Origin of the sequence: Massilia sp. METH4 (assembly GCF_037094685.1) — a bacterium.
GTDB lineage: Bacteria > Pseudomonadota > Gammaproteobacteria > Burkholderiales > Burkholderiaceae_D > Rugamonas.
In genome coordinates this window covers 5,253,581-5,278,517 of sequence record NZ_CP146614.1, presented here as the reverse complement: position 1 = coordinate 5,278,517, position 24,937 = coordinate 5,253,581, and the positions used below count along the sequence as shown (strand labels likewise).

Below are 24,937 nucleotides of genomic sequence, written 5' to 3'. Positions count from 1 at the left end.
GGGTGCAGACATGGCGCGCGCGGAATATTTGGACGACGCCCACCGGCGACAGGTCGCGGCCGAGCGGGCGCGCGCCCTGTGGCGCGGCGAATGGCCGACCTGGCTGCTGATCGCCGTCATCCACGGCGGCTGGTATGGCACCCTCGTCTTCTGGAAGGAGCTCGGACCCTGGCTCGGCACAGCGGCGATGATCTGGTGGTGCACGTGGTTCATGTCGCTGCAACATGAGCTGATCCACGGCCACCCCACGCGCCTGCCCTGGCTCAACGGCCTGTTCGGCCAGGCGCCGCTGGCGATCTGGTACCCGTACCAGCTGTACCGCGACAGTCACCTGCGGCACCATGTCGATGCCCACCTGACCCTGCCGGCGCTCGACACCGAGAGTTATTACGTGGCCCCGGCCGCGTGGGCCGGCATGAGTGCGCCGCTGCGCGCGCTGCACTGGTTCAACAAGACCTTTGCCGGGCGCCTGCTCGTCGGGCCGGCGATTTCGATCGCCGCAATGCTGGTCGAGGCGGTGCGGCAACCGCTGCGGGGGGACTGGCGCTGCGTGCCGATGTGGCTTGGCCACCTCGCCATGGTGGCGGGGCTGCTGTGGTGGGTCGAGCGCCAGTCTGGCGTGCCGCCCTGGTATTACCTGCTGGCGATCGCCTACCCGGCACAATCGCTGGCGATGGTGCGCTCCTACTACGAGCACCGGCCCGCCGCCGAACACAAGCAGCGGATCGTGCTGAACGAGGCAGGCCCGGTCTTCCGGCTGCTGTTCCTGAACAATAACCTGCACCTGGTGCACCACGACCTGCCCTCGCTGCCCTGGTATCTGCTGCCCCGCGTGTACCGCGCCCGGTGCAGCGCCTATCAGGCCCGCAGCGGCGGCTTCCATGTGCAGGGCTACGCCGTACTGATGCGCAGGTACGCCTTCCGCCCCGTCGATGCCCCCGTCCACCCTCACCTGCCCGAACAAGCCCATGAAGTGGATCGCCGCACTGCCCATGTATGACCTGTCGCCCCGGCTGCGGCAGGAACACTGCGCCTTGCAGGGTGCGCTGTTCGAACAGGCCGATATCACCGCGCCGGTCGAACACGTGGACGATACCGGGCCGCTGGCCGAGTTCTGGCGCCGCCCTGACCTGCTGCTCTCGCAGACCTGCGGCTACCCGTACTGGCGGACGCTGCGCCAGCACGTGGCGCTGCTGGCCACGCCCTGCTTCGACGTGCCGGGCTGCATGAACGGCGATTACTCCAGCGTGCTCGTGGCGCGCAACGGCAGCGGCATCCGCACGCTGGCCGACGCCCGCGGCCGCGTGGCCGCCGTGAACGAGCGGCACTCGAACAGCGGCATGAACGCGCTGCGCCATGCCGTGGCCCCGCTGGCGCGCGGAGGGCGCTTCTTCCGGGACGTGGCCTGGACCGGCAGCCACGCCGCCAGCCTGCGCGCGGTGCGCAGCGGCGCGGCGGACGTGGCCGCGATCGATTGCGTGACGTACGCCTACCTGCGGCGCGAAGATCCGATCAGTGTCAACGGCATTGCCATCCTGGGGTTCACCGCGTCGTCGCCGGGTTTGCCGCTGATCGCCGCCAACGGCGTACCGGACGCGCTGTTGCGGCGTTTGCGCGAGGCGCTGCTGGCGCCCGGCGCGCGCCTGAAGGAAGCCATGGCGGCGCTGCGCATCCGGCGCTTCGCCGGCGTGGACGAGCGGGACTACGAGCGCATTGACGACCTGGAACAGCTGGCCGTGAACCTCGGCTATCCCGAGCTGCGCTGATCAGACCACGTTCTTGGCGGCCACCGAGGCCATGATCTCGTCGTGCCGCTCGTTGTCGGTCTTGTGCAGATAGGCGGCCGTGGTGGAGATGTTCGCGTGGCCCGCCGTTTCCTGCAGCGTCTTCAACTGCACGCCGTTATTGGCATGGTTCGTCAGCATGCTGTGGCGCAGCCAGTGCGTCGAGGCTTGCCGCAGTTGGGCCGCGGTATCGCTGTCGCCGAGCGCCGCGGCGGCGTCGGCCGCGGCCGTGAACACGGCCTTCAAGGCTTCGGACGCGGCTTCGTCCGTGATGCGCGCCAGGCCGCGGCTGCGGCTCGACAGCACGAGCGGCGTGCTGTCGCCGCGCCCCGTCTGCGGCAACAGGCCGAAGGCGGTGCGATAGCGGCGGAAGGCATCGAGCATGTCCGGCGGTACCGGCAGGCGGCGCGGCTTGCTGCCCTTGCCGACCACGTCGATCCACCAGCGGCCATTCCCTTCCGTATAAATGGCGCCCATGTTCGCGCCCACGATCTCGTTCAGCCGCGCCCCCGTGTGCGCATACGCAATCAGCAGGAAACGGTCGCGCTCGCGGCGGCGCTGCGCGGCCGGCGTTTCCGCTTCGCGCCCTTCCACGGTGGCGAGCGCCAGGCCGATCGCATCCTGCGTCAGGTAGCGGGTGATGCGCGCGGCGGCGGGAATCCTCACCTGCTTGACGAGCGCGCCCGGGTCGCGGCGCAGGTAGCCGGTCTGCTCGGCGAATGCCAGCAAGCCTTTCACGGCGATCATCGCCTGCCGGCGGCTCGCATCGGACAACGGGCCCGAAAACGGCCGGTAGCGTTCGTCGGTGCGCGGCCACTTGGTGGTCGAGATCCAGTCGGCCGGAGGCGCTTTCAGGAATTCCTTGTAAGCGTTCAAGTCGGCCACCGTGAGCTGGCGGAGAGATTTACCTGCCTCCTCCCGGCACCACGTAAGAAACCGGTACAGCTCCTTCTGGGTATTGGCGACGGACTTGGGGCGCAGCTCGCCGTGGCTGATGTACTCGCGGGCGATTTCGCTGTCGGTCCGCGCATCGGTCATCGCATCGTCGGGAATGTCGCGCCAGGCGTCTGGGTCGACGTCGCGCCGGGCCAGGCCGCCGGCGCTGCGCGGTGAGAATGGTTGCAGGTCGATCGGTGCGAATTTGCCCATGAAGCTTGCGGTTCTGGTCCGAAATGTACTGGTTGGATAGACAGTATTGTACAGTACTCCATACAGTATTTTTAGTGCCTCGGGGTGCGGAAGACCCAGAGGTAGACGAGCAGATTGAAGGCGATGACGGCGCCGGCCAGCACGAACTGCATATTGCGGGTCATGCCTTCCGGGTAGATGAGCCAGAGCAGCCAGCGCTCGATAAAGTCGCCTTCGTAGCGCGCCATGCCTGCGCTTGCGCGCAACGTGTTTTCCAGGCCAGTAAGAGGGCAACCGATGCCCAGCGCCTCGACGAGGAAGCCCCATGCCGCGGCGGGCAGGTGGACGGCGGCGAACCAGCGGCGCCAGGCCGCCAGCAGGCCGCCGAACAGCACGAACACGATAAAGGCCAGGTGAACGATCAGTACCGCCGTGGCGGCCAGTCCGTAGAACACGATGGGCGCCCTCCTCCCAGCGCCTTGTGGGACTCTAGTGTGGTGAATCAGAAATTCGTTGACGAATAAACTTGACGAAATCGTCTCAAGACAAGGCGGAAATGCGCGGTAAGGCCGGGGCCTTTCCGTGCATTTTCAACGCAGTATTGAGGCGATTTTCGTCGAGTTTATTCAACGAATTTCTGATTCAGCACACTAACACCTTCGGCTGGCGATCAGCGCCTGCCCGCGTGCTTCAGGATCCACTGCTGCTGCGTGGCCTGGTGCGCGCTGGAGGTCGAGTGCACCTGTTCGGGCTCGATCACGAACTGGCGCGGCGCAGTGATCACGTTGTAGACGGCGAAGGTCGACGTGGGCGGTGTCACCATGTCGTTGTAGCCGGCGTAGAACAACACCGGGGCGCGCAGCCGCCTGGCGAAGTTCACCGTGTCGTAGTACCCGGTGGTCTTCACTTTCGGCCCGATGGGCTGGTCCTTCACGTTGCCCGCGTCATCCTTGCGGAACAGCCCGGGCCAGCCGCCGGCGCGGCCGCTCAGGTAGCCCGTCACGTCGGCATAGGCGGGATAAGAGGCCACCGTGGCCGTCACGCGCGGGTCGAGCGCCGCCGTCACGATGGCCAGCTGGCCACCCTGGCTGCCGCCTTGCGTGATGAGCGTCTTCCCGTCCCATTTCGCGTGGGCGACGAGGTAATCGAGGCCGCGCAAGGCGCCCAGGTACACGCGCCGGTAGTAATAGCTGTCGCGGTCGTCGAGGTTATAGCGGTTGTAGCTTTCCAGCGCGCCGTAGCGCAACTGCTCGTAGACCTCGTCGGGCAGGTTGACGGGAATACCGTGGATGCCGATCTGCAGCGTGATCACGCCCTTCGCCGCGAGGTCGGCGGTCCCCTTGTAGCCGCGCACGCCGGCGCCGGGCACCTGCAGGACCGCCGGGTACTTCCCTTCGGCGCGCGGCACCGACAGGACGCCGTAGATGCGGGTCGGGCGGCCACCTTGCCCGACGTTCTGGTAGTGCAGGTAGCTGACTTCCACGTCGGCCGTGGAGAGGTCCGGCGCGGGCGTCACGGTCCATTGCGGATCGATCTTCGCCAGCTGTTCCTTTTGCGCGGCCCAGAACGCATCGAAGTCGGCCGGCTCGGCCTGCACCGGGCGGATGTCGAAGGGATTGAAGGCGGCGGTGGCCGTGGCTTTCACCGGCTTGCCTTCCACGGTCGCCTCCACGATGGCCCGCACGAAGCCGGGCTGCGCCTGTGGCGGGACCGGCAGCGTCAGGCCCGCTTTCGGCACGACGGCCGTGCGGGCCGGCCCTTCCAGCATGTCGGGACCGATGCGGTAGCGGATCGGAATGCCTCCGGCAGGATACGGTTCCACGTCGAGGCGGATGCGTACCGTGGCGCCCTGGCCGGTCTTGTACGTCCAGTCGGGGCGATCGAGCGTGACCGTCAGCGGGCTTGCCGCCGGGGCGGCGTCCAGCAGGCGGACTTCGGAGGATGCGGCGGCGGCGGAAACGTGGAGCTGGGCGGTGGCCAGCACGGCGGCGAGCGTGAGGAGGCGCAGGGAGTTCAGGGTCATGGGAGCGGATGAGTGGGCATGATGGGACATGCTAGGAGCGACTGGAGTAGTCGTCAATGCCGGGCTGCGAAAAACTCACCCCCTTGCGTGGCGGAGCGCCCGATTCGCGTGTCGGCATGAAAAAACCGGTGACAGGCACCATTTTCGAAGAAAAATGGTGCCTGTCACCGGTGTTCCGCGGCCGGCGGCTGCCCGCTTACGCCGGCAAACCGCAAGCGTAGAGGTTCAGCCTGCCGCGACGCGCTTGGCGATGTACGCCAGCGCCTCCTCGACCTGGTCGATCAGGATCAGGCACAGGTCGCCTTCCTGCAGGCGATCCATGGCCAGGTCGATGGCGACGAATTCGCCGTTGATCTCGTCCACGTTGCGGGTGCGCGGGGCGCCTTGCAGGCCCTGGCGCAGCAGCGCGATCACTTCGCCGTCGGCGCGGCCGCGCTGGCACTGGTCTTCGTACAGCACAACGTCGTCGAACGCCTTGCCGAGGATTTCGGTCTGCTGGGTGATGTCCTCGTCGCGGCGGTCGCCCGCGCCGCTGATCACCACGGAGCGGCGCTTGGCCGGCATCGATTCCACGGCACGCACCAGGGCCAGCATCGCGTCGGGGTTGTGGCCGTAGTCGGCGATCACGGTGGCGCCGCGGTAGTCGAACACATTGAAGCGGCCGGGCGCGTTGTGGCTGTCCGTCGTGAACGTGCTCAGGCCCAGGCGGATCGATTGCCAGTCGATGCCGGCACCCCAGGCGGCGGCCACCGCCGCCATGGCGTTCTCGACCTGGAAGCCGATCGTGCCGTTGCGCGTCAGCGGCACGTCCGCCAGCGCGATGCGCTGCTGGGACTTGCCTTCGACGGCGACCAGGTCGCCCTTGTCGACGTACACGGTACGGCGGCCCTGCGCGATGTGCGTGGCAACCACCGGGTGATAACGGTCGGCACCGAAGAAGATCACCTTGCCCTTCGATACGGAGGCCATGGCAGCGACGATCGGGTCGGTGGCGTTCAGCACGGCCCAGCCGTTTTCATCCACGTTCTGCACGATCACGCGCTTGAGCACCGCTAGGTCTTCGACCGTGGTGATGTAGTTCAGGCCCAGGTGGTCGCCCGCGCCGATATTGGTGACGACGGCCACCTTGCAGCGGTCGAAGGCCAGGCCCTCGCGCAGGATGCCGCCGCGCGCCGTCTCGAACACGGCCGCGTCCACGTCCGGGTGCTGCAGCACGTTGCGCGCGCTGCGCGGGCCCGAGCAGTCGCCCGAGTCGATCTGGCGACCGTTGACGTACACGCCGTCGGTATTGGTCATGCCGACGCGCAGGCCGGACGAAGCGATCAGGTGGGCGATCAGGCGCACCGTGGTGGTCTTGCCGTTCGTGCCGGTCACGGCGACGACGGGAATGCGGCCATCCTCGCCCTCGGCGAACAGGGTACCCACGATTGCCTCGCCGATCGGGCGGCCCTTGCCGTACGACGGCGACAGGTGCATGCGCAGGCCCGGCGCGGCGTTCACTTCCACCACGCCGCCGTTCTGTTCCTCGATCGGACGCAGCACGGAATCGACGACCACGTCCACGCCGCAGATATCGAGGCCGATCATCTGCGCCGCTTCCACGGCGCGCGCCGCCACTTCGGGGTGCACGTCATCGGTCACGTCGGTGGCCGTGCCGCCGGTGGACAGGTTGGCGTTGTTGCGCAGGATGACGCGCTGGCCCTGGGCCGGCACCGAGTCCGCCTCCAGGTCTTGCAGCTTCAGGCGCGCGAGCGCGATATCGTCGAAGCGGATCTTGGTCAGCGACGTGGAATGCCCGCTGCCGCGGCGCGGGTCGGCATTGACCATGTCGACCAGCTCGCGCACCGAATGCTTGCCATCGCCGACGACGTGCGGCGGATCGCGGCGCGCGGCGGCGATCAGCTTGTTGCCGATCACCAGCAGGCGGTAGTCGTGGCCGGGCAGGAAGCGTTCGACCATGATGTCGTCGCGGAACTCGCGCGCCGTGTTGAATGCGGCATGCGTCTGTTCCTCGGTGGTGATGTTGACGGTCACGCCCTTGCCCTGGTTGCCGTCCTTCGGCTTGATCACCACGGGCAGGCCGATCAGCTGGGCCACTTCCCAGGCCTCGGCGGCGCTGTCGACGGTGCGGCCGACGGGCACCGGTACACCGGCGGCGTCCAGCAGCTTCTTCGTCAATTCCTTGTCCTGCGCGATGTTCTCGGCGATCGCGCTGGTCGAGTCGATCTCGGCGGCCTGGATGCGGCGTTGCTTGCTGCCCCAGCCAAAGGCTACCATCGAGCCTTGCGTCATGCGGCGGTAAGGGATCTTGCGGGCCACGGCGGCCTGCACGATGGCACCCGTGCTCGGACCCAGGCGCACGTCCTCGTCGAGGTCGCGCAGTTCCGTCAGCGCGGCGTTCAGGTCGAACGGCGTGTCCAGCAGCGCCGAGTTGACCAGCTTTTCCGCCAGCTCCACGGCCAGCTTGCCCACTTCTTCCTCGGTGTATTCGACGACCATCTGGAAGATGCCCTGTTCCACCGTCGGCGTGGTGCGGCTGAACGTGACGGGGCACCCGGCCTCGGCCTGCAATGCCAGCGCCGTCAGCTCCAGCACGTGCGCCAGTGGTACCGCGTCGCTATGGCCATGCGGCTGGAACTGGCCGATGCGGGGAAAGCGCGCGCGCAGCCTTACTTCGAAGCCGGGCAGCTTGTCGGCCGCCAGTTCTTCCGGCGTGCAGGACACGATGGCTTCGATCGCCGTATGGTGGCTCCAGAGGTTAGGGCCGCGCAACGCGCGGGTGCGGATCACTTCCATGTACTGATTCCTGTTTGGTTTTATTCTCTGCCGCCGGCTTACGCCCGGCGGTTTTTCCATTCGAACGTGCGCAGGGCGGCGGCCACCAGGTCCGGCGACAGGCCCAGCGCCCAGCCCGTGCCGATCGCGGCCAGCACGGCTTCGCGGCACTCGTCCTCGTCGTTCGGCAGGCAGTTGGCCGGCAGTTCGGCGACTTCATCGGCACCGATGGCCATCACGAACGAGCCGCCGCGGCCGAACACGACCCGGCCGCCTTCCTTGCGGTGCGCGGCCAGCGCCGGCGCGCTTTCCTCGACCGCGTAGAACAGCACTTCGCCATCGCACAGCCGGGCCATGTCGGCCACCTGTTCGTCCGCGGCGTTGAGCACCGCGACGCCGTCGGACAGCACCACGTCGACCTGCGTGCGCAGCACGCGGTACATCTGGTCCGGCGCATCGATATAGAACTCGCCCAGGCGGTCATGGCCGCGCGTGTCGGTGACGACGCCGACCGTGCAGCGGTCGTAGGGCAGGCCCTCGGTGAGGATCATGCGGTTGCCGTTGGCGAAGACGGCCGATTCCACGTTCTTGTTCAGCAGCAGGCGCTGGCCCGATTCCCATTCGGTCAGCGGGCCGCGCGCGATCTTGCGCCCGTTCAGGTAGACGCCTTCCTCGCAGGCCACGCCCACATAGCGGCCCGAGACCTGCAATTGCCAGGCGGTCAGGCGCGCGATCAGCGCGGTATGGCAGGTGCCGGCCACGCCCACGATGGGAATGCGGCCGTTCTCGCCCGGCGCGAACAGCTGGTCGACGATGGCCTCGCCCACCGGCCGCGGCGTGCCGCCCGGCGCGGGCTTCAGGTGGGCCAGCAGGCCCGGGCTCGCGTTGACCTCGATGATGGCGCCGCCCTGTTCTTCCAGCGGGCGCGAGATATCCTGCGCGACCAGGTCGATGCCGGCAATGTCCAGGCCTACGGCGCGTGCCGCCAGGGCCGCCATCTCGGCCACGGCCGGATGCACGAGATCGGTCACGTCGTTGGCGACATTGCCGTTGATGGCGATGAGTACCTTGCGGCCGGCTTCCGGCACGGAATCGTGCGCCAGGCCCTGGCCCTGCAGTACCAGCTGCACTTCGGGCGACTTCTCCGGTTCCACCGGGTTCAGCGGATGTTCCTCGTTCGGCCCGCGGCGCGGGTCGGAATTGATCTGCGCGTCGACCAGCTGCGTGATGGTCGACTTGCCGTCGGCCGTGATCCACACGGACTCGCCGCGCGACGCGGCGACGACCTTGCGGCCGACCACGAGCAGGCGGTGCTCGTCGCCGAGGATGTAGCGCTCGACGATCACCGACGAGCTGTCGCCCCGTTCGAGCGCGATATGGAAGGCCTTCCGTACGTCGGCCTCGTTCGTCAGGTTCAGCGTCACGCCGCGGCCATGGTTCGCGTCGGAAGGTTTCACGACCACCGGCAGGCCGATATCCTGCGCTTCTTCCCAGGCTTCATCCTCGGTCTTGACCAGCGCGCCTTCGGGCACGGGCACGCCGCAGGATGCGAGGATGCTCTTGGTCATGTCCTTGTCGCTGGCGATGCCTTCGGCGATCGCGCTCGTGTTGTCCGTCTCCGCCGTCCAGATGCGGCGCTGGCGGGCACCGTGGCCCAGCTGCACCAGGTTGCCGTCGGTCAGGCGGATATGCGGGATGGCGCGGTCGACCGCCGCATCCACGATACTGTTCGTGGATGGGCCTAGGCACAGGCGCTCGACCATGTCAGTCAGCTTGTCCACCGTGGCCTTGAGGTCGTAGGGCCGGTCTTCGATGCAGGCCATCAGCAGGTCGCGGCCGGCCGCCAGGGCGGCGCGCCCCACGTTTTCCTGCCGGGTGCGGAAGGCCATCTTGTAGATGCCGCTGCCCTCGGCCGTCTGGCGGGTCTGGCCGAAGCCCGTGCGCATGCCGGCCAGGTTCTGCAACTCCAGTACCACGTGTTCGAGGATGTGCCCGGCATAGGTGCCGTCGCGCAGGCGCTCGAAGAATCCGCCGTGTTCGCCCACGCCGCAGCGGTGCTCGATCATGCCGGGCAGCAGCGCGGTGAGGCGTTCATACAGGCCAGGAATCTTATTGGAAGGGAAGTTTTCCAGGTCGCCGATATCGAGCCAGGCTTCGATGACGGGGCGGTAGGTCCAGATGTTCGGTCCGCGCAGGTAGTTAACGCGGAGAACGTCGATATCTTTCTTTTTGGTCATGTTTTTGCTCTAGTACCTCTTACGCTATACTTCGCCCGCCCTGCGGCCCGGCGGTGTGCCAGGCCGTCCGGGAGGCAGCTTCCTCTTCCGAATCGTCCCCGAAGAATACAATAAATAAAATTAGGCCCTGTTCTTCCGTGCGCTAATCGTGTCAGCGCACTGATAGCCTGAACCGTTGTTAGCTGATGCACAGGCTGTGATTCAGGCTGATATTTTCCCATCTATTTTACTTTCTTGCCCGTTGGCAAAGTCCACGGTACAGAATAATGGAGCTTTCCAGACAATGACAAGAACCGATCTTCCCCCGGGGCCGCCGCGCATCGAACTACCTGAGATATGGCGTTCGGACACGCAACTGCAGCTTGCTCCTGGGGAAAACGTCCAAAGTGCGCTGGAGGTTGACCTCGATTCCAAATTGCATTTCGCGAAAGGTATCGTGCTGCTGACGGACCGGCGCATCCTGGCGCACGCGCCGGGCGAAAGCTGGCTTTCGTGGCCGTACCGTGCGGGCATGGCGCTGAAACTGCATGACCACGCGGGCGTGGGCCACCTGGAACTCGTCGACGAACTGGGCCGCCTGGCGGCCTGGCGCTTCACGCTGGGCCAGAACCTGCACGCCATCAAGCTCACCGAGCAGTTTGGGCCCCTGCTGGAATCGGCGTTGACGGGCGTTCCCGTCGTGCCCCCGGAGGAACATGCCTGCCCCACCTGCAAGGCCCCGCTGGAGCCGGACCAGGACGAATGCCCGATCTGCACCAAGGTCGTGCACACCCCGCCATCGACCTGGACGCTGTTCCGCCTGTGGCGCTTCGCCCACCCGTACCGCTGGCCCCTGCTGGGCGGCTTCACCCTGATGCTGCTCTCGACCGGCGCGCACATGATCCCGCCCTACATCAGCATGCCGCTGATGGACAATGTGCTGATCCCCTACCAGAACGGCCAGCCGGTCGACACGAGCCTCGTGTACAAGTACATGGGCGGCCTGCTGGCCGCCGCCATCCTGGCCTGGGTGCTGGGCTGGGGCAAGACCTATGTGCTGGCGCTGGTCTCCGAGCGCATCGGCGCGGACCTGCGTACGGCCACCTACGAACACCTGCTCCGCCTGTCGCTGGAATACTTCGGCGGCAAACGTACCGGCGACCTGATGGCGCGCATCGGCAGCGAGAGCGACCGCATCTGCGTGTTCCTGTCGCTGCACCTGCTCGACTTCGCGTCCGACTGCCTGATGATCATCATGACCGGCGTGATCCTGTTCACGATCGATCCGTGGCTGGCGATGGTCACGCTGGTACCGCTCCCCTTCATCGCCTGGCTGATCCACCTCGTGCGCGACCGCCTGCGCACCGGCTTCGAGAAGATCGACCGCGTGTGGGGCGAGGTGACCAATGTGCTGGCCGATACGATTCCCGGCATCCGCGTGGTGAAGGCCTTCGCGCAGGAAACGCGCGAGGCGCAGCGCTTCCGCGTGGCCAACAAGCACAACCTTGCCGTCAACGACAAGCTCAACAAGGTCTGGTCGCTGTTCTCGCCGACCGTGTCGTTCCTGACCGAGATCGGCCTGCTGGTGATCTATGTGTTCGGCATCTGGCAGGTGTCGCAATCGCACGTGACGGTGGGCGTGCTGACCGCCTTCCTCACGTATTCGACGCGCTTCTACAGCCGCCTCGATTCGATGAGCCGCATCGTGTCCGTCACGCAGAAATCCGCGTCCGCCGCCAAGCGCATCTTCGACATCCTCGACCACGTGTCGTCGGTGCCGGAACCCGCCAACCCCGTGAAGCTCGACAAGGTCGAGGGCAATATCACGCTGCGCGAAGTCGGCTTCCGCTATGGCAACCGGGCCGTCAACCGCGGCGTGAACCTGGAGATCAAGGCCGGCGAGATGATCGGCCTGGTCGGGCATTCGGGTTCCGGCAAGTCCACGCTCGTGAACCTGATCTGCCGCTTCTACGACGTGGCCGAGGGCGCGATCCTGCTCGATGGCGTCGACATCCGCTCGCTGGCCGTGTCTGACTACCGCCGCAACATCGGTCTGGTGCTGCAGGAACCCTTCCTGTTCTTCGGCACCATCGCCGAGAACATCGCCTACGGCAAGCCGAACGCCACGCGCGCCGAAATCATGGCCGCGGCCCGCGCCGCGCACGCGCACGACTTCATCCTGCGCCTGCCGCAGGGCTACGATTCGATGGTGGGTGAGCGGGGCCAGGGCCTGTCCGGCGGCGAACGCCAGCGCATTTCCATTGCCCGTGCCCTGCTGATCGATCCGCGCATCCTGATCCTCGACGAAGCCACGGCCTCCGTCGACTCCGAAACCGAGAAGGAAATCCAGAAGGCGCTGGACAACCTGGTGGCCGGCCGCACCACCATCGCCATCGCGCACCGCCTGTCCACGCTGCAGCGCGCCAACCGCCTGGTGGTGATGGACCGCGGCAAGGTGGTCGAGGAAGGCCCGCATGAAGAACTGATGGCGAAGGAAGGTGCCTACTACCGCCTGTACCAGGCGCAGGCCCGCAACGTCGATACCGACCTGGATGACAAAGGCACGCAACGCGATGACGACAATTGACTTTACCCTGCGGCGGGATGCCTTCGGCCGCCTGTCCCTGCAAGATGCCAACGGCGTGGTGCACGAGGGCGTGTCCCCGGTACGCGCCTTCCCGATCCAGGCGCCCGACGAGGGCCTGGCCCTCGTCAACACGGATGGCAAGGAGATCGTGTGGATCGAGCGGCTCGACGACCTGCCGCCGCAATCAGCTGCACTGATACGCGAGGAACTGGCGGGCCGCGAATTCATGCCGGAGATCCGGCGCATCGTGGATGTCACGAGTTTCGCGACCCCGTGCACGTGGACGGTCGAGACCGACCGCGGCACCGCCGACTTCGTGCTGCGCGGCGAGGAAGATATCCGGCGCATCGGCACCGAAGCGCTGCTCGTCTCGGATTCCCACGGCATCCACTTCCTGATCCGCAACCAGTACACGCTGGACAAGCACAGCAAGAAGATCCTGGACCGCTTCCTGTGACTCGCCGCGGCGCGAACGACCGTTCGCGCCGACCCGGCTTATTTCAAGTTATTTCAGCTTATTTCAGCTTATTTCAAATATGGCGCGCAGGCCGCCGCCTTGCGCGCGGCCCCGTCGCACACCGCCCGCCGGCATTCGACGGCGCCGGACTGGCCCGGCCCCGGGCAGCGCGCAAAGATCGCGCCATAGCCATTCGCCCGGGCAGGCGCTTCGGTGCGCCGGCGCGGCGCCGGCTGTTCGCGGGGGACAGCCGATTCGTCTCCCGACGCACCGGAAGTGACCGCCGTGGCAGCCGGAGGTGTGGCCGGCAGTACGGCCGACTCTTGCGTCCGTGCCGCACGGGAGCCCTGTGATGGCGCCACCTCGGCCGTCACCCATTCCGGCAAGTCGCGCAGCACGGCAGCCGGCACCGGCTGGCCGGGGAGCACCAGCGGTGGCAGGCGGTCGGTTGCCGGCGGCGAAGCGCGCACCGTTTCCTCGGCCGATGCCGGGCCGGTCGGCGGGCTCGTCGCACCCGGCGCGGCACTCCGGGCGCCCCCTGCGGGCAGCGTGAGCCCCTGCCCGGCGATGGAGCTCTCCACGCTCGCCATGGCCCGGTCGGTCCGCCAGGCGCTGACAGCCCATGCCCCCGCCACGCCTATCGCGACGAGCAGCAGCACGCCGCCGGCAAGGGCGAGCTTGCGGGAAGCGCGGGGCGACAGGGTCGGGGCGCCAAGCGCCGGCTCCGGCGCACTGTTGCCGGCATAGTCGCCGGCCGACTCTTGAGGGTCCGATTGCATCCCGCGAGGATACCCCATCTTTAGGGCGCCCGGCGCACCGGTAGAGGCTTGCATTGTGCGGCCGCGCACTGACCACCGGGCAATGCCGGGTTACCGTCGGTCATTACCAAGGAGATACCATGAGCGACAAGTTGAGGGTCGAGTCCGCCGACATGCCGGCGGGCGGCTGGGGATCCGTCAAGGAAGTGACCAGCATCCTGCTGCACGAGCATGTGCCATTGAAGGACAGCCGCCTGCTGCTCAAGCAGAACAAAACGGACGGGTATGCCTGCGTGAGCTGCGCCTGGGCCAAGCCGGCCAACCCGCATCCGTTCGAATTCTGTGAAAGCGGCGCCAAGGCCACAGCCTGGGAAACCACCAGCAAGACGATCGGCGCCGACTTCTTCGAGCGGCACACGGTCACCGAACTGGAGAGCTGGAGCGACCATGCGCTGGAAGACCAGGGCCGGCTGACGGTGCCGCTGCGCTGGGATGCGGCGAGCGACCGCTACCGCCCGATCGACTGGGAAACCGCGTTCCGCGAGATCGGCGCGGCGCTGCGGGCCTGCGAACGGGAACACGTCGTGTTCTATTCCTCCGGCCGGGCGTCGCTGGAAACCTCGTACATGTACCAGCTGTTCGCGCGCATGTACGGCAACAACAACCTGCCCGACAGTTCGAACATGTGCCACGAAAGCACGTCCGTCGGTTTGCAGAAGTCGATCGGGGTGGCCGTCGGCACCGTCGAACTGAACGACTTCCAGCACACGGACTGCATCTTCTTTTTCGGGCAGAACGTGGGCGTGAACAGCCCGCGCATGCTGCACCAGCTGCAGGAAGCGCGACGGCGCGGCGTGCAGGTCATCACGTTCAACCCGTTGCGCGAGCGCGGGCTCGTGAGCTTCACGAATCCGCAATCGCCGCTCGAGATGCTGGCCGGCCAGGAAACCGCGATCAGCACGCAGTACCACCAGCTCAAGCCCGGTGGCGACACGGCCGCGCTGATGGGCTTGTGCAAGGCCGTGCTGGCGCGCGACGACGAAGCGCGCGCGCCTGGTGCGCAGCGCGTGCTGGACATGCCCTTCCTGCAGGAGCACACGCACGGCTTCGACGCCTTCGAGGGCGCGCTGCGCGCCTGCGCGTGGCACGATATCGAGGCCGCATCCGGCCTGTCGCGCGCGGCCCTGGAATCCGCGGCGGACGTCTACTGCCGCTCCGCCGCGGTAATGGGGGTGTACGGCATGGGCCTCACGCAGCACCGCCACGGCGTGCAGAATGTGACGATGCTGGTCAATTTCCTGCTCATGCGCGGCAATATCGGCAAGCCCGGCGCCGGCGTCTGCCCCGTGCGGGGCCACTCGAACGTGCAGGGACAGCGCACGGTGGGCATCACCGAAAAGCCGGAACTGGCACCGCTCGACCGGCTGAAGGAGCAATACGGGTTCGAGCCGCCGCGAAAACCGGGCATGAACACGGTGGAAGCCTGCGAGGCGATCCTGGCGGGCAAGGTGCCGGCATTCATCGGCCTCGGCGGCAACTTCGTGCGCGCGGTCCCCGACACGGTGCGCATGGAGGCGGCCTGGCGCGAGCTGCCGCTGACGGTGCAGGTTTCGACCAAGCTCAATCGCAACCACGTCATCCATGGCAAGGCCTCGTATATCCTGCCCTGCCTGGGCCGCATCGAGATCGACCGGCAAAGAGGGATTCCCCAGGCCGTTACGGTGGAGGACAGCACGGCCTGCATGCACGGCTCGCGCGGCATGGCCGAGCCGGCAGCCGCCACGCTGCTGTCCGAGCCTGCCATCGTCGCGGGGCTGGCCAAGGCAACGCTGGCGCCCAATCCAAAGGTGGACTGGGATGCCTGGGTGGCCGACTACGCACGCATCCGCGATGCGATCGAAGCGACGTATCCGGCGATCTTCCGCGACTTCAACCGCCGGATGTGGACGCCCGGCGGCTTCCGCAAGCCGCTGGGGGCGGCCGCGCGCGTGTGGAACACACCCAGCAAGCGCGCCGAGTTCTCGGTGCCGCAATCGCTGGAGGCCGATCCCGATTCCGACAGCCGCGACCCGGCAGCGCTGCGCCTCTTCACGGTGCGCAGCGACGGCCAGTTCAATACCACGATCTACAGCCACGACGACCGTTTCCGCGGCGTGTACGGCAGCCGCAAGGTGCTGTTCATGGCCCGGTCCGAGATGGACCGGCTGCACCTCGCGGACGGCGACGAAGTCGAGCTGGCCACGGCCGTGAGCGCAGATGCGCCACGCCATGTGCGCGGCTTGCGCGTGGTGGCATACGATGTGCCGCCCGGCACGGTCGCCGGCTACTACCCGGAATGCAATCCCCTGATTCCGCTGTGGCACCATGCCCTCGAGAGCAAGGTGCCGGCGGCGAAATCGATCGACGTGCTGGTGCGGCGCGTGGCCTTGCATTGATCCGGCTCGCACGCCGTCGAGGGCCGGTTTGCGACAGGTTGAGTAAAAATCATGTTTGCAAGGTTGACAAAGCATGGTGGGCGTCTAGGCTGGAGTTAGCGCCGCCTGGCGCCACTGCGCGGTTCCTCAACCAATTGACATGGAGTGATCATGCCCTCATCTGTACTGACCAGATGGGCTGGGGCCGCTGCGCTTGCCGCGCTGGTGGCTGGGCCCGCACAAGCCGATACCCGATTCGTCTACTACGGAAACCTGGACGACAGCGCGACGGTGGAGACACCGATCGACCCCGGGGACAACCTGTTCGTCGACACCTTTGCCGCAGACCAGGGCGCCCTGAGCCAGGTGACGACCTTCACGCTGAGCAGCACGGTGGATTTCACGGGCCTTGCCGGCTGGATCGTCGACACCGCCGATGGCCAGGGTCCGCGCCTGGTCGGGGTGAACATCGATATTCTCGACACCTGGTCGAACGTGGTGGCGAGCGATGAATTCACCGGCGTTCTTGGAGGCTTTGCCCACTCGAGCCTCGCGGGCAGCCTGGGCCCGGGGATCTATACCCTGGTTGCCACCGGCAACGCCGTGCGCGACGCCTCGCTCGACATCTCTCTATCGTTCACTACGCCGATTCCGGAACCGGCCACGTACGGCATGCTGATCGCCGGCCTCGGGGTCCTGGCGACGTTTGCGCGGCGCCGGCGCTAAATTGCCGGCTGCGGCGCTTCAGGGCGACCGTTCCAGGTAGGGACGGCAGGCCCGCTCTTTTCCCGCGCCGCCATTGCAGATATGCACGCGGCAGGTCACGGCACCCTTCCTGCCAAGGGGCGGGCAGCGCTTGAAGGTCTCGTCGCGCGCGAAGCGCCGTGCCGACCGGCGCTCTGCCGCAGCTCTAGCGCGCTTGACCGATGACTTGCCAGACTGCTTTGCCGCGCCTTTCGCGGGCTGCACCGCCGAGCCCTTCGCTGCTTGCTTCGCTGCTTGCTCCATGGCGCGCGCCGTGGTGTGACGCCCCTCTTCAAACGAGCCACCCTCACGCGCCAGCCTGGTGCCGGCGGTATCCGCGCGCGCGTCGGCGCCGTCACGCTCCGGCATGGGGGCGCCGGCACGGCCGGGATTGACGGCTGCCGCAACCGCCGCTCCGCTGCCGACCGCCATTGCCGCAGCCGCAGGCGCCAAGCTCTGCGCAGCCGCGGCCATGTCCTGGCCGGGCGGCACGGTGGCGACCGGGGGTATTGCTTGCGCAGGCGCCCCATCGCCCGTACTCGCCGTACTCGCCGTACTCGCAACCGGCACGGCATCCGCCCGCATCGATGCATCGCCCCCCTGCCCGCCTGCCAGCACATTGGCGGGCGCCGTCGGCGGCACGGCCGCCGCGCGTGCAACCTCATGCAGGGTCCGCTCCGCCTCGAACTGACGCACCAAGGCGAACGCCGCGAAGACGAGAAGCAGGATCACGGTGCCGAAAAGCAAGCTTAGCGCGAGTCCGCGGCGACGCGCCGCCGCGGGCTCGAGGGCTGGTGCAATGAAGTCATCCGCCTTGCCTTCGCCGAGATGGGTGGCATCGAAGGGGGCGGATGCGGATGTCGAGTGCGGTGCCGGCGTGTCGCCGGCGCCGCGATCCACGGCCGGGTCCGACGGGCCGGACTGTTCGGAAGAAGGAGAATGTTCGCGCATACGGAAGAGTACGATGTTTGGACAAAGCATGTCGCAGAAAAAGCAATTTTATCGTCCTGACAGCATTTTCCTCCCTCTCGGCCGCGCGCGGCTTGTCACCGGTCGAGCAAGTCGACTACGGCTGCGCCCTGCGCGGGGGCACCGGTGCCTCCCGAGGCAGGAGTCCTTCGGCCAGCAGATCCTGCCAGAATGCCTCCGGTATCTCGACGTTCATCAGGGCGGCGTTGCGGCGCAGGTGTTCCGGGCTGCTGGCGCCAGGTATCGTTGCCACGACGACCGGGTGCGCGAGGCCGAACTGCAGCGCCGCGGCGGGCAGGTCGACGTTGTAACGGGCCGCGACCTGGCGCAGACGGTCGCGGTGCTGGTGGTGTTCCGGCTTTGCAGGGCCGTAATCGTAATTGTTGCCGCCCGCCAGGAAACCGGAGTTGAACGGCCCGCCGATCACCACGTTCGCGCCACGCTCGGCGCATAGCGGAAACAGCGCCTCGAGCGGCGTGGTTTCCATCAGCGTGTAGCGGCCGGCCAGCAGGAAAATATCGGGGTCGGATTGCTGGAGCGCGCGCAGGCACGGTTCCACCGTGTTCACGCCCAGGCCCCAGCCCTTGATGATGCCTTCCTCGCGCAACTTGACCAGGCCCTCGAACGCGCCACCGGGGCCGGCGGCGATGCGGAAGTAGTGATCGAACTCGTTGCCGAAGAAATCCGGCGACAGGTCATGCACATACACGATGTCGATACTGCCGATGGCCAGGCGTTGCAGGCTGTCCTCGACGGCGCGGCGCGCGCCGTCCGCCGTGTAGTCGATCACGCGCCGGAACGGCAGCGACGATACGAAAGGCGCCTGGATATCCCCCGCGACGTCCGGCACCAGGACCCGGCCCACCTTGGTCGACAGCGTGTACTCGGCGCGATTGCGCCGGCGCAGCGCGTGGCCGAAGCGCAGTTCGGACAGGCCGGTGCCGTAGTGCGGCGCGGTGTCGAAGTAGCGGATGCCCGCCTCCCAGGCGGCATCGACGGTGGCATTGGCCGCTTCGTCGCTGGTGGCGTGGTACATGTCACCCAGCCCGGTGCCTCCAAGGCCCAGGCGCGTGATCGGTCGGTAGCGCTGGTTCACGATCGGTCCTCTCTTCCCGTTGGTCGAGGGCTTATGCTACACCGCGACCACGGCGCGCACGGTTGCGAACGGCCGGCACGGTGCGCACGATTGCGAACGGCCGGCACGGTGCGCAGGATTGCAAACAGCCGGCAAGGTGCGCCTCAGGCCGGCTTGGCCTTCTGCTTGCGGGCGGCGCTCAGGTAGGATTCCAGCGCCAGCGGACGCACCAGGCCGAGGCGCTTGCGCATCGCCTCCTCGGGCGTGCCGGCATTGAGTTCCACGACGGCGAAACCGTTGCGCAAGGTTCGCCCGCCCGCGTGGGGCAGCGCGACGCCGGCTTCCTTCAGGGCGTTGCGCGCCTGGCGGTACACGGTGCTCTTGTGCAGCGGATGCCCTTCTTCGTCTGCCGGAAACGCCAGCCGGCCAGGGATGCCGAGCCGGCGGCGCGTTTCCAGCCAGTCGAGCACCTCGCCCACGGCGTGCGCTTGCAGGAAGGTTTCATGCGGCCGGCTGGTCGGCTGCTTGCCCGCCGGGGTCAGGCGAATCCGCAAGGTGCCATCCTCCTCCGGCCCCGCCGCCACTTCGCTGGTCTGCAAGCCGATCGCTTCCGACACGCGCAGCCCCGCGCACAGCATCACCAGCTGCATCGCCCGGTCGCGGCGCCGCTTCCAGGACGTCAGCTCGGGCTTGTGGGCAACGACCTGGTTGGCCTGGGTGGGCGACAGCGCCACCATTTCGCGGTCGCGCGCCGGCCGGTCGGCCGCCAGCAAGGCGATGGCGACACTTGCCGGATTCGGCGCCGCGGCGAGGTGCTCGTAGCAGCGCTCGAGCAGCCGCAGGTAACGGTAGGCGATCTTGCTGTGCAGCGGGCGCCCCCGAGCATCCCGCGTGGACAGGAACTCGCGCAGGTCGCCCGGCTGCACCCCGCTCATCTTCAGCCCACGCTCGTGGAGCCACTTGACGAAGCGGCCGAACATGAAGCCATAGACCTCGGCGGACGCCTCGGACAGCGGCGGCGCGGCTCTCTTCGCCGTTTGCGCGAATGCCGGACTTTGCAGGAAACGTTCGAATTCGATGAGGGGATTGCGGTCCCAGGCGGTAGTGTTCATGGTGAGTCGATCTTATCACCCTTGGCAACTAACCTGCGCACTCGTGCGCGATCGGCTCCCGCACCTTTTCCCTGGTGGCGGGCCGGATATCCGTCGTATGCTTAGAGGTCGCGGGTTTGAAAGATTCTTTCGGTTAGTTGCATTAAATGACGAACGTGAAACGCCGGGGCGCGACTGCGATGCGTTGTCGTGTTGGACGATTGATCGGCTTTGTCAGCAGCCGGGGCCGCAAGAAACTAGGATTGCACCCACGCCGCGATACGCCGCGCGAGTTCTGGTGAGGCGCTGAGGGCGATTTCCTTGCATTCCGCCTCCCCGTCGAGCGCGATGTGGTAGACCGGCCATGCGGATATCGCACAAAACATCAACTGGCCGTGCCTGGTCCTGAACCATCCCGACAGGTAGCCGAAGGCGGCAATGCCATTGGCGCGGGTGCGAAGGCCGAGCTCCTCCACGGTCGCCACCTCCTTCACTGCGGCCGAGGCAATGCGGGAGCGGTCCAGCGCCAGCGTGTAGACGCTGTGGCGGATCACCAGTACATCGGCATCGAGCTCGACCGCGCGCCGATGTGCGGCGGCCGCAACAATGGCCCCGAGGCCGATCGCCATCACTGCGAGCACGGCCGCTGCCCGCGCCTGGTCGGACTCGGCGTCCCCCGCTGTCGACGGCCTCCACCAGATGACCGCGACGGCGAACAGCAATGGAACGAACACGGCCAGGGCCAGGTAAAGAATCTGTTTGCGCGAAACTGGAAGTTCGTTCTTGCTCACTGCCCCTCCTCCTGCCGATGGTCACGGTTAAGAGCGCCTAACAAAACCCGCATGGCAAGGCGCGGCGTCGAAGACAGTACACCTGTACGGCGAGACGCTGCAACGCAGCGATGGGGGTTTTGTTAGGCGCTCTAAAGCGCGCGGCCCGGCTGGCCAGGCTGCGCAAGCCATTATCTCATCGATAAAGGTGCGTAAATCTATCGAAGATTCACACATGACTGGCGTTGGACGGCGCCTCGCTCCTTTACTGACGGGGCATCTGGCCACAGCACAGCGCGGTGAGCCATCGGCCGGCGGATACCTGCACCCCAAAGCAAAAAAGGCCCGCAACGAACGTTGCGGGCCTTTCGAATCCTGGTGGGAAGTGCAAGTTTCGAACTTGCGACCCCTGCAGTGTGAATGCAGTGCTCTACCCCTGAGCTAACCTCCCGAAGAAGCACTATTATAGGGAGGCACTTGAGCTGCGTCAAGCGCCTGTCGGGCTACGCGGGGACCGCGCGCCAGACGCACGTGCCCTTCACGGCCTTGTCCAGGCCGTTGAGCAAGTCCTCGTGCGCGGCCGCTTCCTCGTCCGTGGCGCGCACCACGAGGATCTCGGCCAATGCCACGTTCGCAAGATCGACGCCGGTGGCTACTTCCTCGACTTCGATATCCATGCCCAGGCTGTTCTGGCCGCGCGTCATCGCCAGGTAGACATCGGCCAGCAATTCCGCGTCGAGCAATGCGCCGTGCAGCTTGCGGTGGGCATTCGAGATGCCGTAGTGATCGCACAGCGCATCGAGCGAGTTCCGCTTGCCGGGGCGCAGCTCCTTGGCTTGCACGAGGGTGTCGATGACGCCGCCGATATGCTCGTCGAACGACGGCAGGTTCAGCATCTTGAACTCGTGGTTCAGGAAACCCAGGTCGAACGGCGCGTTATGGATGATGACTTCGGCACCGCGGATGTACTCGCGCAATTCCTCGACGATTTCATGGAAACGCGGCTTATCGGACAGGAACTCCGTCGTCAGGCCGTGCACGGCCAGCGCGCCCTCTTCCGAGTCGCGGTCGGGATTGATGTAGCGGTGGAAGTTGTTGCCGGTGAGCTTGCGGTTGACCAGCTCCACGCAACCGATCTCGATGACGCGGTTGCCGAGCTTGGGGTTGATACCGGTGGTTTCGGTATCGAGGACGATCTGGCGCATGTTAAGGTGCTTTATGACAGTGCTTTATGACGGTGCTTTATGACGGTGCGATAGGCAGCGGCCGCGCAGTATACAGCACCCGGTGCGGGCAACAGGCTGGCGTGGCCGGGTGACCCTGGTTTACTTGCGGCGCACGGCGTCGACGCCGCGGTTGGCCAGCATGTCGGCCCGCTCGTTGCCGGGGTGGCCGTTATGGCCGCGCACCCAGCGCCAGTCGACCTTGTGCACGGACTGGGCGATATCGAGCGCCTGCCACAGGTCGGCATTCTTCACGGGCTCCTTCGTGGACGTCTTCCAGCCGCGCACCTTCCAGCCGTGGATCCATTCGCTGATGCCCTTCTGCACGTACTGGCTGTCGGTGTGCAGGATCACCTCGCACGGCCGCTTCAAGGCGTTGAGCGACTCGATCACGGCTTTCAGTTCCATGCGGTTGTTCGTGGTGTTCAGCTCGCCGCCGAACAGTTCCTTCTGCGCTTCGCCCGCCACCATCAGCGCGCCCCAGCCGCCGGTGCCGGGATTGCCCTTGCACGCACCGTCCGTAAAAATCTCGACTTTATCCATGTTCCTTGTGTTTGTTCGTTGCTGGCACCGCCACCGGCGACGCGGCCTTCTTCCTGCTCCACGCCGGCCCGATCAGCCGCATGCCCTTGACCCGCTTGATCGCCTGGACGAGATAGACGGCGCCGAAATACGGCCACCAGCGCTCGCCCGCGCGATCCATGAACGCATAGCGCGCCAGCCAGTGCTCGGTGCGGCAGGCCGGCGCGTAACAGCCGAAATGGCTGTGGCTGACGCCCATGTTCAGCAATTTTAACCAGTCTTTGATGCGCGGCATCGAAATCAGTTCGCCGCGTGGCAGATAGCGGGTGCCCGTCACCCTCCCCCGCATCTGCCGCAAGCCCCACAGGCTGGCCGGATTGAAGCCGCAGATGATGAGCTGCCCTTCCGGGATCAGCACACGCTCCACCTCCCGCAGCACCTGGTGCGGTTCCGCCGCGAACTCCAGCACGTGGGGCAGCACCACCAGGTCCAGGCTTTGCGAGGCGAACGGCAATTCGATCGTATCGAATGTCAGGACCACCGGCGGGCCCGCCGTCTCGACGGTACGCTGCGGCAGCGTGTCGGCCAGCCATTTGTGCGGCATGCGGCTGGCCGCCAGCGCATCGATCTGGGGCATGCCGATCTGCAGTGCGTTGTAGCCGAAGATGTCGGCCGTCAGCGCGTCCAGGCGGCTTTGCTCCCAGGCGCGCACATACCGGCCAGCCGGGGTTTGAAGCCAGCTGTCCAGCGCTATAATGGATTTTTCGGATGCTGCGCTATCCATGCGTTCCCTTGGCAATTACCGCCGACGAATTTGATGTTCAATGACCTGATGACCCCGTTTTCGACCGATATGTCGACAGCCTCGCCGACAAGGATGCCAACAAGCATGTCAGCAACTGAGCCAACAACTGAGCCAACAACTGAGCCAACCGGGTCGACAAGCACGGCGTTGCGCGTGATGCCGGTGCCGGCATTCAACGACAACTACCTGTGGCTGATCCATGACGATCAGCACGCGGCCGTCGTCGACCCTGGCGATGCCGGGCCGATCCTGGCCGCGCTGCGCGAGCGCGAGCTGACGCTTACTGCCATTTTACTCACCCACCACCACGGTGACCACATCGGCGGTGTGCCGGCCTTGCTGGAACGCTACGAGGTGCCCGTGTTCGGGCCGGCCGGCGACGGCATCGCCGCCGTCACGCATCCGCTGGGCGAAGGCGACCGGATCACGGTGCCGGGCATCGGCCTCGAACTGGCGGTGCTGGATGTACCGGGCCATACGCGCGGCCACATCGCCTACGTTGGCGATGGCGCCGGCAATGGGGGCCGGCGCTGGCTGTTCTGCGGCGACACACTGTTCGCGGGGGGCTGCGGGCGCCTGTTCGAGGGCACGCCGGCGCAGATGGCGGCCTCGCTGGACAAGCTGGCGGCCTTGCCGCCCGATACCGAAGTGTATTGCGCGCACGAGTACACGTTGTCGAACCTGCGCTTTGCCCTCGCGGTCGACGCAGGGAACGAAGCATTGCGTGCGCGCATGGAATTGGAGGCGGCGAAGCGGCAGCGCGGTGTGCCAACCGTGCCCAGCACGATTGCCGTCGAACGAGCAACGAATCCTTTCCTGCGCTACCGCGACGAACACATCGCCGCGCGCCTGGCGGTCGACGGCAAGGTGGCCGCCGGCGCGCCGCCGCTGGCCGTGTTCGCCGCGCTGCGCGAGTTCAAGAACCATTTTTGACGGGAACATCATGGAGAAAGTCAGGTTCTACTACGACCCGATCAGCCCCTATGCGTGGCTGGCCACGAAGCAGATCGCCCGCATCGAAGCGGCGGGCGTGCACCTGGAAATGGAACCCGTGCTGCTGGCGGGCCTGTTGAAGGCGCACGGCACGAAAGGGCCGGCCGAGGTGCCGGCCAAGCGCGAATTCCTGTTCCGCGACGTGATGCGCATCGCCGATGCGCACGGCCTCGCGTTCAAGGGCCCGCCCGGGCATCCGTTCAATCCGCTGCTGGCCTTGCGCATGTGCCTGGCGATACCGTCGCTGACGAGCCGCCGGCGCTTCACGTTCATGCTGTCGCAGGCGTGCTGGGAACGGGGGCTCGATATTTCCAGCCCGGCCGTGCTCAAGCAGCTGGCCGCCGAGTGCGACCTGAACGGCGAGGCGCTGGAAGCGGCGGCTACCACGCCCGACATCAAGGCGGCGCTCATCGCCGCGACGGAACAGGCGGCCGCTGCCGGCGTGTTCGGCGTGCCGACGTTCAGCTACATGGGGGAATTGTTCTGGGGCGGCGACCGCATCGACCTGCTGCTGCGCCGGATTGCCGGGCACCGGATCGACGAGGCGCGCCTGAAGGAATTCCTGGCGCGCCCCGCGCTGGCCGTGCGCGGAGCGTGACGCCA

21 protein-coding genes and 1 tRNA gene are annotated in these 24,937 nt (G+C 66.7%); 8 read left to right on the top strand and 14 right to left on the bottom strand.

Going from position 1 to position 24,937, the window contains the following annotated elements; genetic code table 11:
• Positions 1-28 precede the first annotated feature (28 nt).
• Together V6Z91_RS23110 and V6Z91_RS23105 are read left to right on the top strand one after the other, a co-directional pair.
• Complete coding sequence (locus V6Z91_RS23110) at positions 29-1,000, top strand: fatty acid desaturase (RefSeq protein WP_338761734.1); 972 nt, start codon at positions 29-31, stop codon at positions 998-1,000.
• Complete coding sequence (locus V6Z91_RS23105) at positions 969-1,766, top strand: PhnD/SsuA/transferrin family substrate-binding protein (protein ID WP_338761731.1); 798 nt, start codon at positions 969-971, stop codon at positions 1,764-1,766. The genes V6Z91_RS23110 and V6Z91_RS23105 overlap by 32 nt, the downstream gene beginning before the upstream one ends.
• On the opposite strand, the gene V6Z91_RS23100 is transcribed toward V6Z91_RS23105, so the two are convergent.
• From V6Z91_RS23100 to cphA (V6Z91_RS23080), 5 genes are all read right to left on the bottom strand, one after another.
• A complete protein-coding gene (locus V6Z91_RS23100) occupies positions 1,767-2,933 on the bottom strand; it encodes a tyrosine-type recombinase/integrase (protein WP_338761729.1) in 1,167 nt (388 codons plus the stop codon). It abuts the gene before it with no gap.
• A gap of 71 nt (positions 2,934-3,004) precedes the next feature.
• Positions 3,005-3,367 (bottom strand): DUF2784 domain-containing protein, encoded by a 363-nt coding sequence (locus tag V6Z91_RS23095; RefSeq protein WP_338761727.1) that lies wholly within the window; start codon positions 3,365-3,367, stop codon positions 3,005-3,007.
• 215 nt (positions 3,368-3,582) lie between these two features.
• Complete coding sequence (locus V6Z91_RS23090) at positions 3,583-4,935, bottom strand: acetylxylan esterase (RefSeq protein ID WP_338761721.1); 1,353 nt, start codon at positions 4,933-4,935, stop codon at positions 3,583-3,585.
• A 225-nt stretch (positions 4,936-5,160) separates the two neighbouring features.
• Positions 5,161-7,731: a cyanophycin synthetase gene (gene cphA / locus V6Z91_RS23085; protein WP_338761719.1), complete on the bottom strand. Its 2,571-nt coding sequence runs from the start codon at positions 7,729-7,731 to the stop codon at positions 5,161-5,163.
• A gap of 38 nt (positions 7,732-7,769) precedes the next feature.
• Positions 7,770-9,947: a cyanophycin synthetase gene (gene cphA / locus V6Z91_RS23080; protein ID WP_338761717.1), complete on the bottom strand. Its 2,178-nt coding sequence runs from the start codon at positions 9,945-9,947 to the stop codon at positions 7,770-7,772.
• Between the two features lie 283 nt (positions 9,948-10,230).
• On the opposite strand from cphA (V6Z91_RS23080), the gene V6Z91_RS23075 reads away from it, so the two are divergent.
• Both V6Z91_RS23075 and V6Z91_RS23070 read left to right on the top strand, forming a co-directional pair.
• Entirely contained in the window at positions 10,231-12,513 is a 2,283-nt protein-coding gene (locus V6Z91_RS23075) for an ABC transporter ATP-binding protein (protein WP_338761715.1), read from the top strand.
• A complete protein-coding gene (locus tag V6Z91_RS23070; protein ID WP_338761713.1) occupies positions 12,500-12,970 on the top strand; it encodes a DUF1854 domain-containing protein in 471 nt (156 codons plus the stop codon). Before V6Z91_RS23075 ends, V6Z91_RS23070 begins: the two co-directional genes overlap by 14 nt.
• Before the next feature lie 68 nt (positions 12,971-13,038).
• On the opposite strand, the gene V6Z91_RS23065 is transcribed toward V6Z91_RS23070, so the two are convergent.
• The gene (locus tag V6Z91_RS23065) at positions 13,039-13,749 is read right to left on the bottom strand and encodes a hypothetical protein (protein WP_338761711.1); all 711 of its coding nucleotides are present in this window, start codon (positions 13,747-13,749) and stop codon (positions 13,039-13,041) included.
• Between the two features lie 119 nt (positions 13,750-13,868).
• Here V6Z91_RS23065 and V6Z91_RS23060 point away from each other — a divergent pair, with 119 nt between their 5' ends.
• Positions 13,869-16,163, top strand: coding sequence for an FdhF/YdeP family oxidoreductase (locus tag V6Z91_RS23060; RefSeq protein ID WP_338761709.1), 2,295 nt, complete (start codon positions 13,869-13,871; stop codon positions 16,161-16,163).
• A gap of 204 nt (positions 16,164-16,367) precedes the next feature.
• Positions 16,368-16,868, top strand: coding sequence for an FxDxF family PEP-CTERM protein (locus V6Z91_RS23055; protein WP_338761707.1), 501 nt, complete (start codon positions 16,368-16,370; stop codon positions 16,866-16,868).
• 18 nt (positions 16,869-16,886) lie between these two features.
• Here V6Z91_RS23055 and V6Z91_RS23050 read toward each other — a convergent pair whose 3' ends face one another.
• The 8 genes from V6Z91_RS23050 to V6Z91_RS23015 all read right to left on the bottom strand — a co-directional run bounded on the left by V6Z91_RS23050 (position 16,887) and on the right by V6Z91_RS23015 (position 23,320).
• On the bottom strand, positions 16,887-17,786 hold the full coding sequence (locus V6Z91_RS23050) for a hypothetical protein (RefSeq protein WP_338761704.1): 900 nt from the start codon (positions 17,784-17,786) through the stop codon (positions 16,887-16,889).
• Between the two features lie 166 nt (positions 17,787-17,952).
• Positions 17,953-18,951, bottom strand: a complete 999-nt coding sequence (locus V6Z91_RS23045; RefSeq protein WP_338761702.1) for an aldo/keto reductase — start codon at positions 18,949-18,951, stop codon at positions 17,953-17,955.
• 143 nt (positions 18,952-19,094) lie between these two features.
• Positions 19,095-20,042 (bottom strand): tyrosine-type recombinase/integrase, encoded by a 948-nt coding sequence (locus tag V6Z91_RS23040; protein ID WP_338761700.1) that lies wholly within the window; start codon positions 20,040-20,042, stop codon positions 19,095-19,097.
• Positions 20,043-20,278: 236 nt separating this feature from the next.
• Entirely contained in the window at positions 20,279-20,812 is a 534-nt protein-coding gene (locus V6Z91_RS23035; protein ID WP_338761698.1) for a hypothetical protein, read from the bottom strand.
• Between the two features lie 355 nt (positions 20,813-21,167).
• Positions 21,168-21,242, bottom strand: a tRNA-Val gene (locus V6Z91_RS23030).
• A gap of 52 nt (positions 21,243-21,294) precedes the next feature.
• Positions 21,295-21,996, bottom strand: a complete 702-nt coding sequence (dnaQ, locus tag V6Z91_RS23025; protein WP_338761695.1) for a DNA polymerase III subunit epsilon — start codon at positions 21,994-21,996, stop codon at positions 21,295-21,297.
• A 120-nt stretch (positions 21,997-22,116) separates the two neighbouring features.
• Positions 22,117-22,557 carry a ribonuclease HI gene (gene rnhA, locus V6Z91_RS23020; RefSeq protein ID WP_338761693.1) on the bottom strand — a complete coding sequence of 147 codons (441 nt, stop codon included), beginning with the start codon at positions 22,555-22,557 and terminating at the stop codon, positions 22,117-22,119.
• Positions 22,550-23,320: a class I SAM-dependent methyltransferase gene (locus V6Z91_RS23015; RefSeq protein ID WP_338761690.1), complete on the bottom strand. Its 771-nt coding sequence runs from the start codon at positions 23,318-23,320 to the stop codon at positions 22,550-22,552. The genes rnhA and V6Z91_RS23015 overlap by 8 nt, the downstream gene beginning before the upstream one ends.
• Before the next feature lie 177 nt (positions 23,321-23,497).
• Here V6Z91_RS23015 and gloB point away from each other — a divergent pair, with 177 nt between their 5' ends.
• Together gloB and V6Z91_RS23005 are read left to right on the top strand one after the other, a co-directional pair.
• Positions 23,498-24,274 (top strand): hydroxyacylglutathione hydrolase, encoded by a 777-nt coding sequence (gene gloB, locus V6Z91_RS23010; RefSeq protein WP_338772018.1) that lies wholly within the window; start codon positions 23,498-23,500, stop codon positions 24,272-24,274.
• Positions 24,275-24,284: 10 nt separating this feature from the next.
• Positions 24,285-24,932, top strand: a complete 648-nt coding sequence (locus V6Z91_RS23005) for a 2-hydroxychromene-2-carboxylate isomerase (protein WP_338761687.1) — start codon at positions 24,285-24,287, stop codon at positions 24,930-24,932.
• Positions 24,933-24,937: the final 5 nt, after the last annotated feature.

Bases quoted from the DNA above. Each gene is read 5' to 3' on its own strand.
- V6Z91_RS23070 (WP_338761713.1), top strand. From the start codon at position 12,500: ATGACGACAATTGACTTTACCCTGCGGCGGGATGCCTTCGGCCGCCTG.
- V6Z91_RS23105 (WP_338761731.1), top strand. From the start codon at position 969: ATGAAGTGGATCGCCGCACTGCCCATGTATGACCTGTCGCCCCGGCTG.
- cphA (WP_338761717.1), bottom strand. From the start codon at position 9,947: ATGACCAAAAAGAAAGATATCGACGTTCTCCGCGTTAACTACCTGCGC.
- rnhA (WP_338761693.1), bottom strand. From the start codon at position 22,557: ATGGATAAAGTCGAGATTTTTACGGACGGTGCGTGCAAGGGCAATCCC.
- dnaQ (WP_338761695.1), bottom strand. From the start codon at position 21,996: ATGCGCCAGATCGTCCTCGATACCGAAACCACCGGTATCAACCCCAAG.
- cphA (WP_338761719.1), bottom strand. From the start codon at position 7,731: ATGGAAGTGATCCGCACCCGCGCGTTGCGCGGCCCTAACCTCTGGAGC.
- V6Z91_RS23065 (WP_338761711.1), bottom strand. From the start codon at position 13,749: ATGCAATCGGACCCTCAAGAGTCGGCCGGCGACTATGCCGGCAACAGT.
- V6Z91_RS23075 (WP_338761715.1), top strand. From the start codon at position 10,231: ATGACAAGAACCGATCTTCCCCCGGGGCCGCCGCGCATCGAACTACCT.
- V6Z91_RS23100 (WP_338761729.1), bottom strand. From the start codon at position 2,933: ATGGGCAAATTCGCACCGATCGACCTGCAACCATTCTCACCGCGCAGC.
- gloB (WP_338772018.1), top strand. From the start codon at position 23,498: ATGCCGGTGCCGGCATTCAACGACAACTACCTGTGGCTGATCCATGAC.
- V6Z91_RS23090 (WP_338761721.1), bottom strand. From the start codon at position 4,935: ATGACCCTGAACTCCCTGCGCCTCCTCACGCTCGCCGCCGTGCTGGCC.
- V6Z91_RS23015 (WP_338761690.1), bottom strand. From the start codon at position 23,320: ATGGATAGCGCAGCATCCGAAAAATCCATTATAGCGCTGGACAGCTGG.
- V6Z91_RS23005 (WP_338761687.1), top strand. From the start codon at position 24,285: ATGGAGAAAGTCAGGTTCTACTACGACCCGATCAGCCCCTATGCGTGG.
- V6Z91_RS23040 (WP_338761700.1), bottom strand. From the start codon at position 20,042: ATGAACACTACCGCCTGGGACCGCAATCCCCTCATCGAATTCGAACGT.
- V6Z91_RS23060 (WP_338761709.1), top strand. From the start codon at position 13,869: ATGAGCGACAAGTTGAGGGTCGAGTCCGCCGACATGCCGGCGGGCGGC.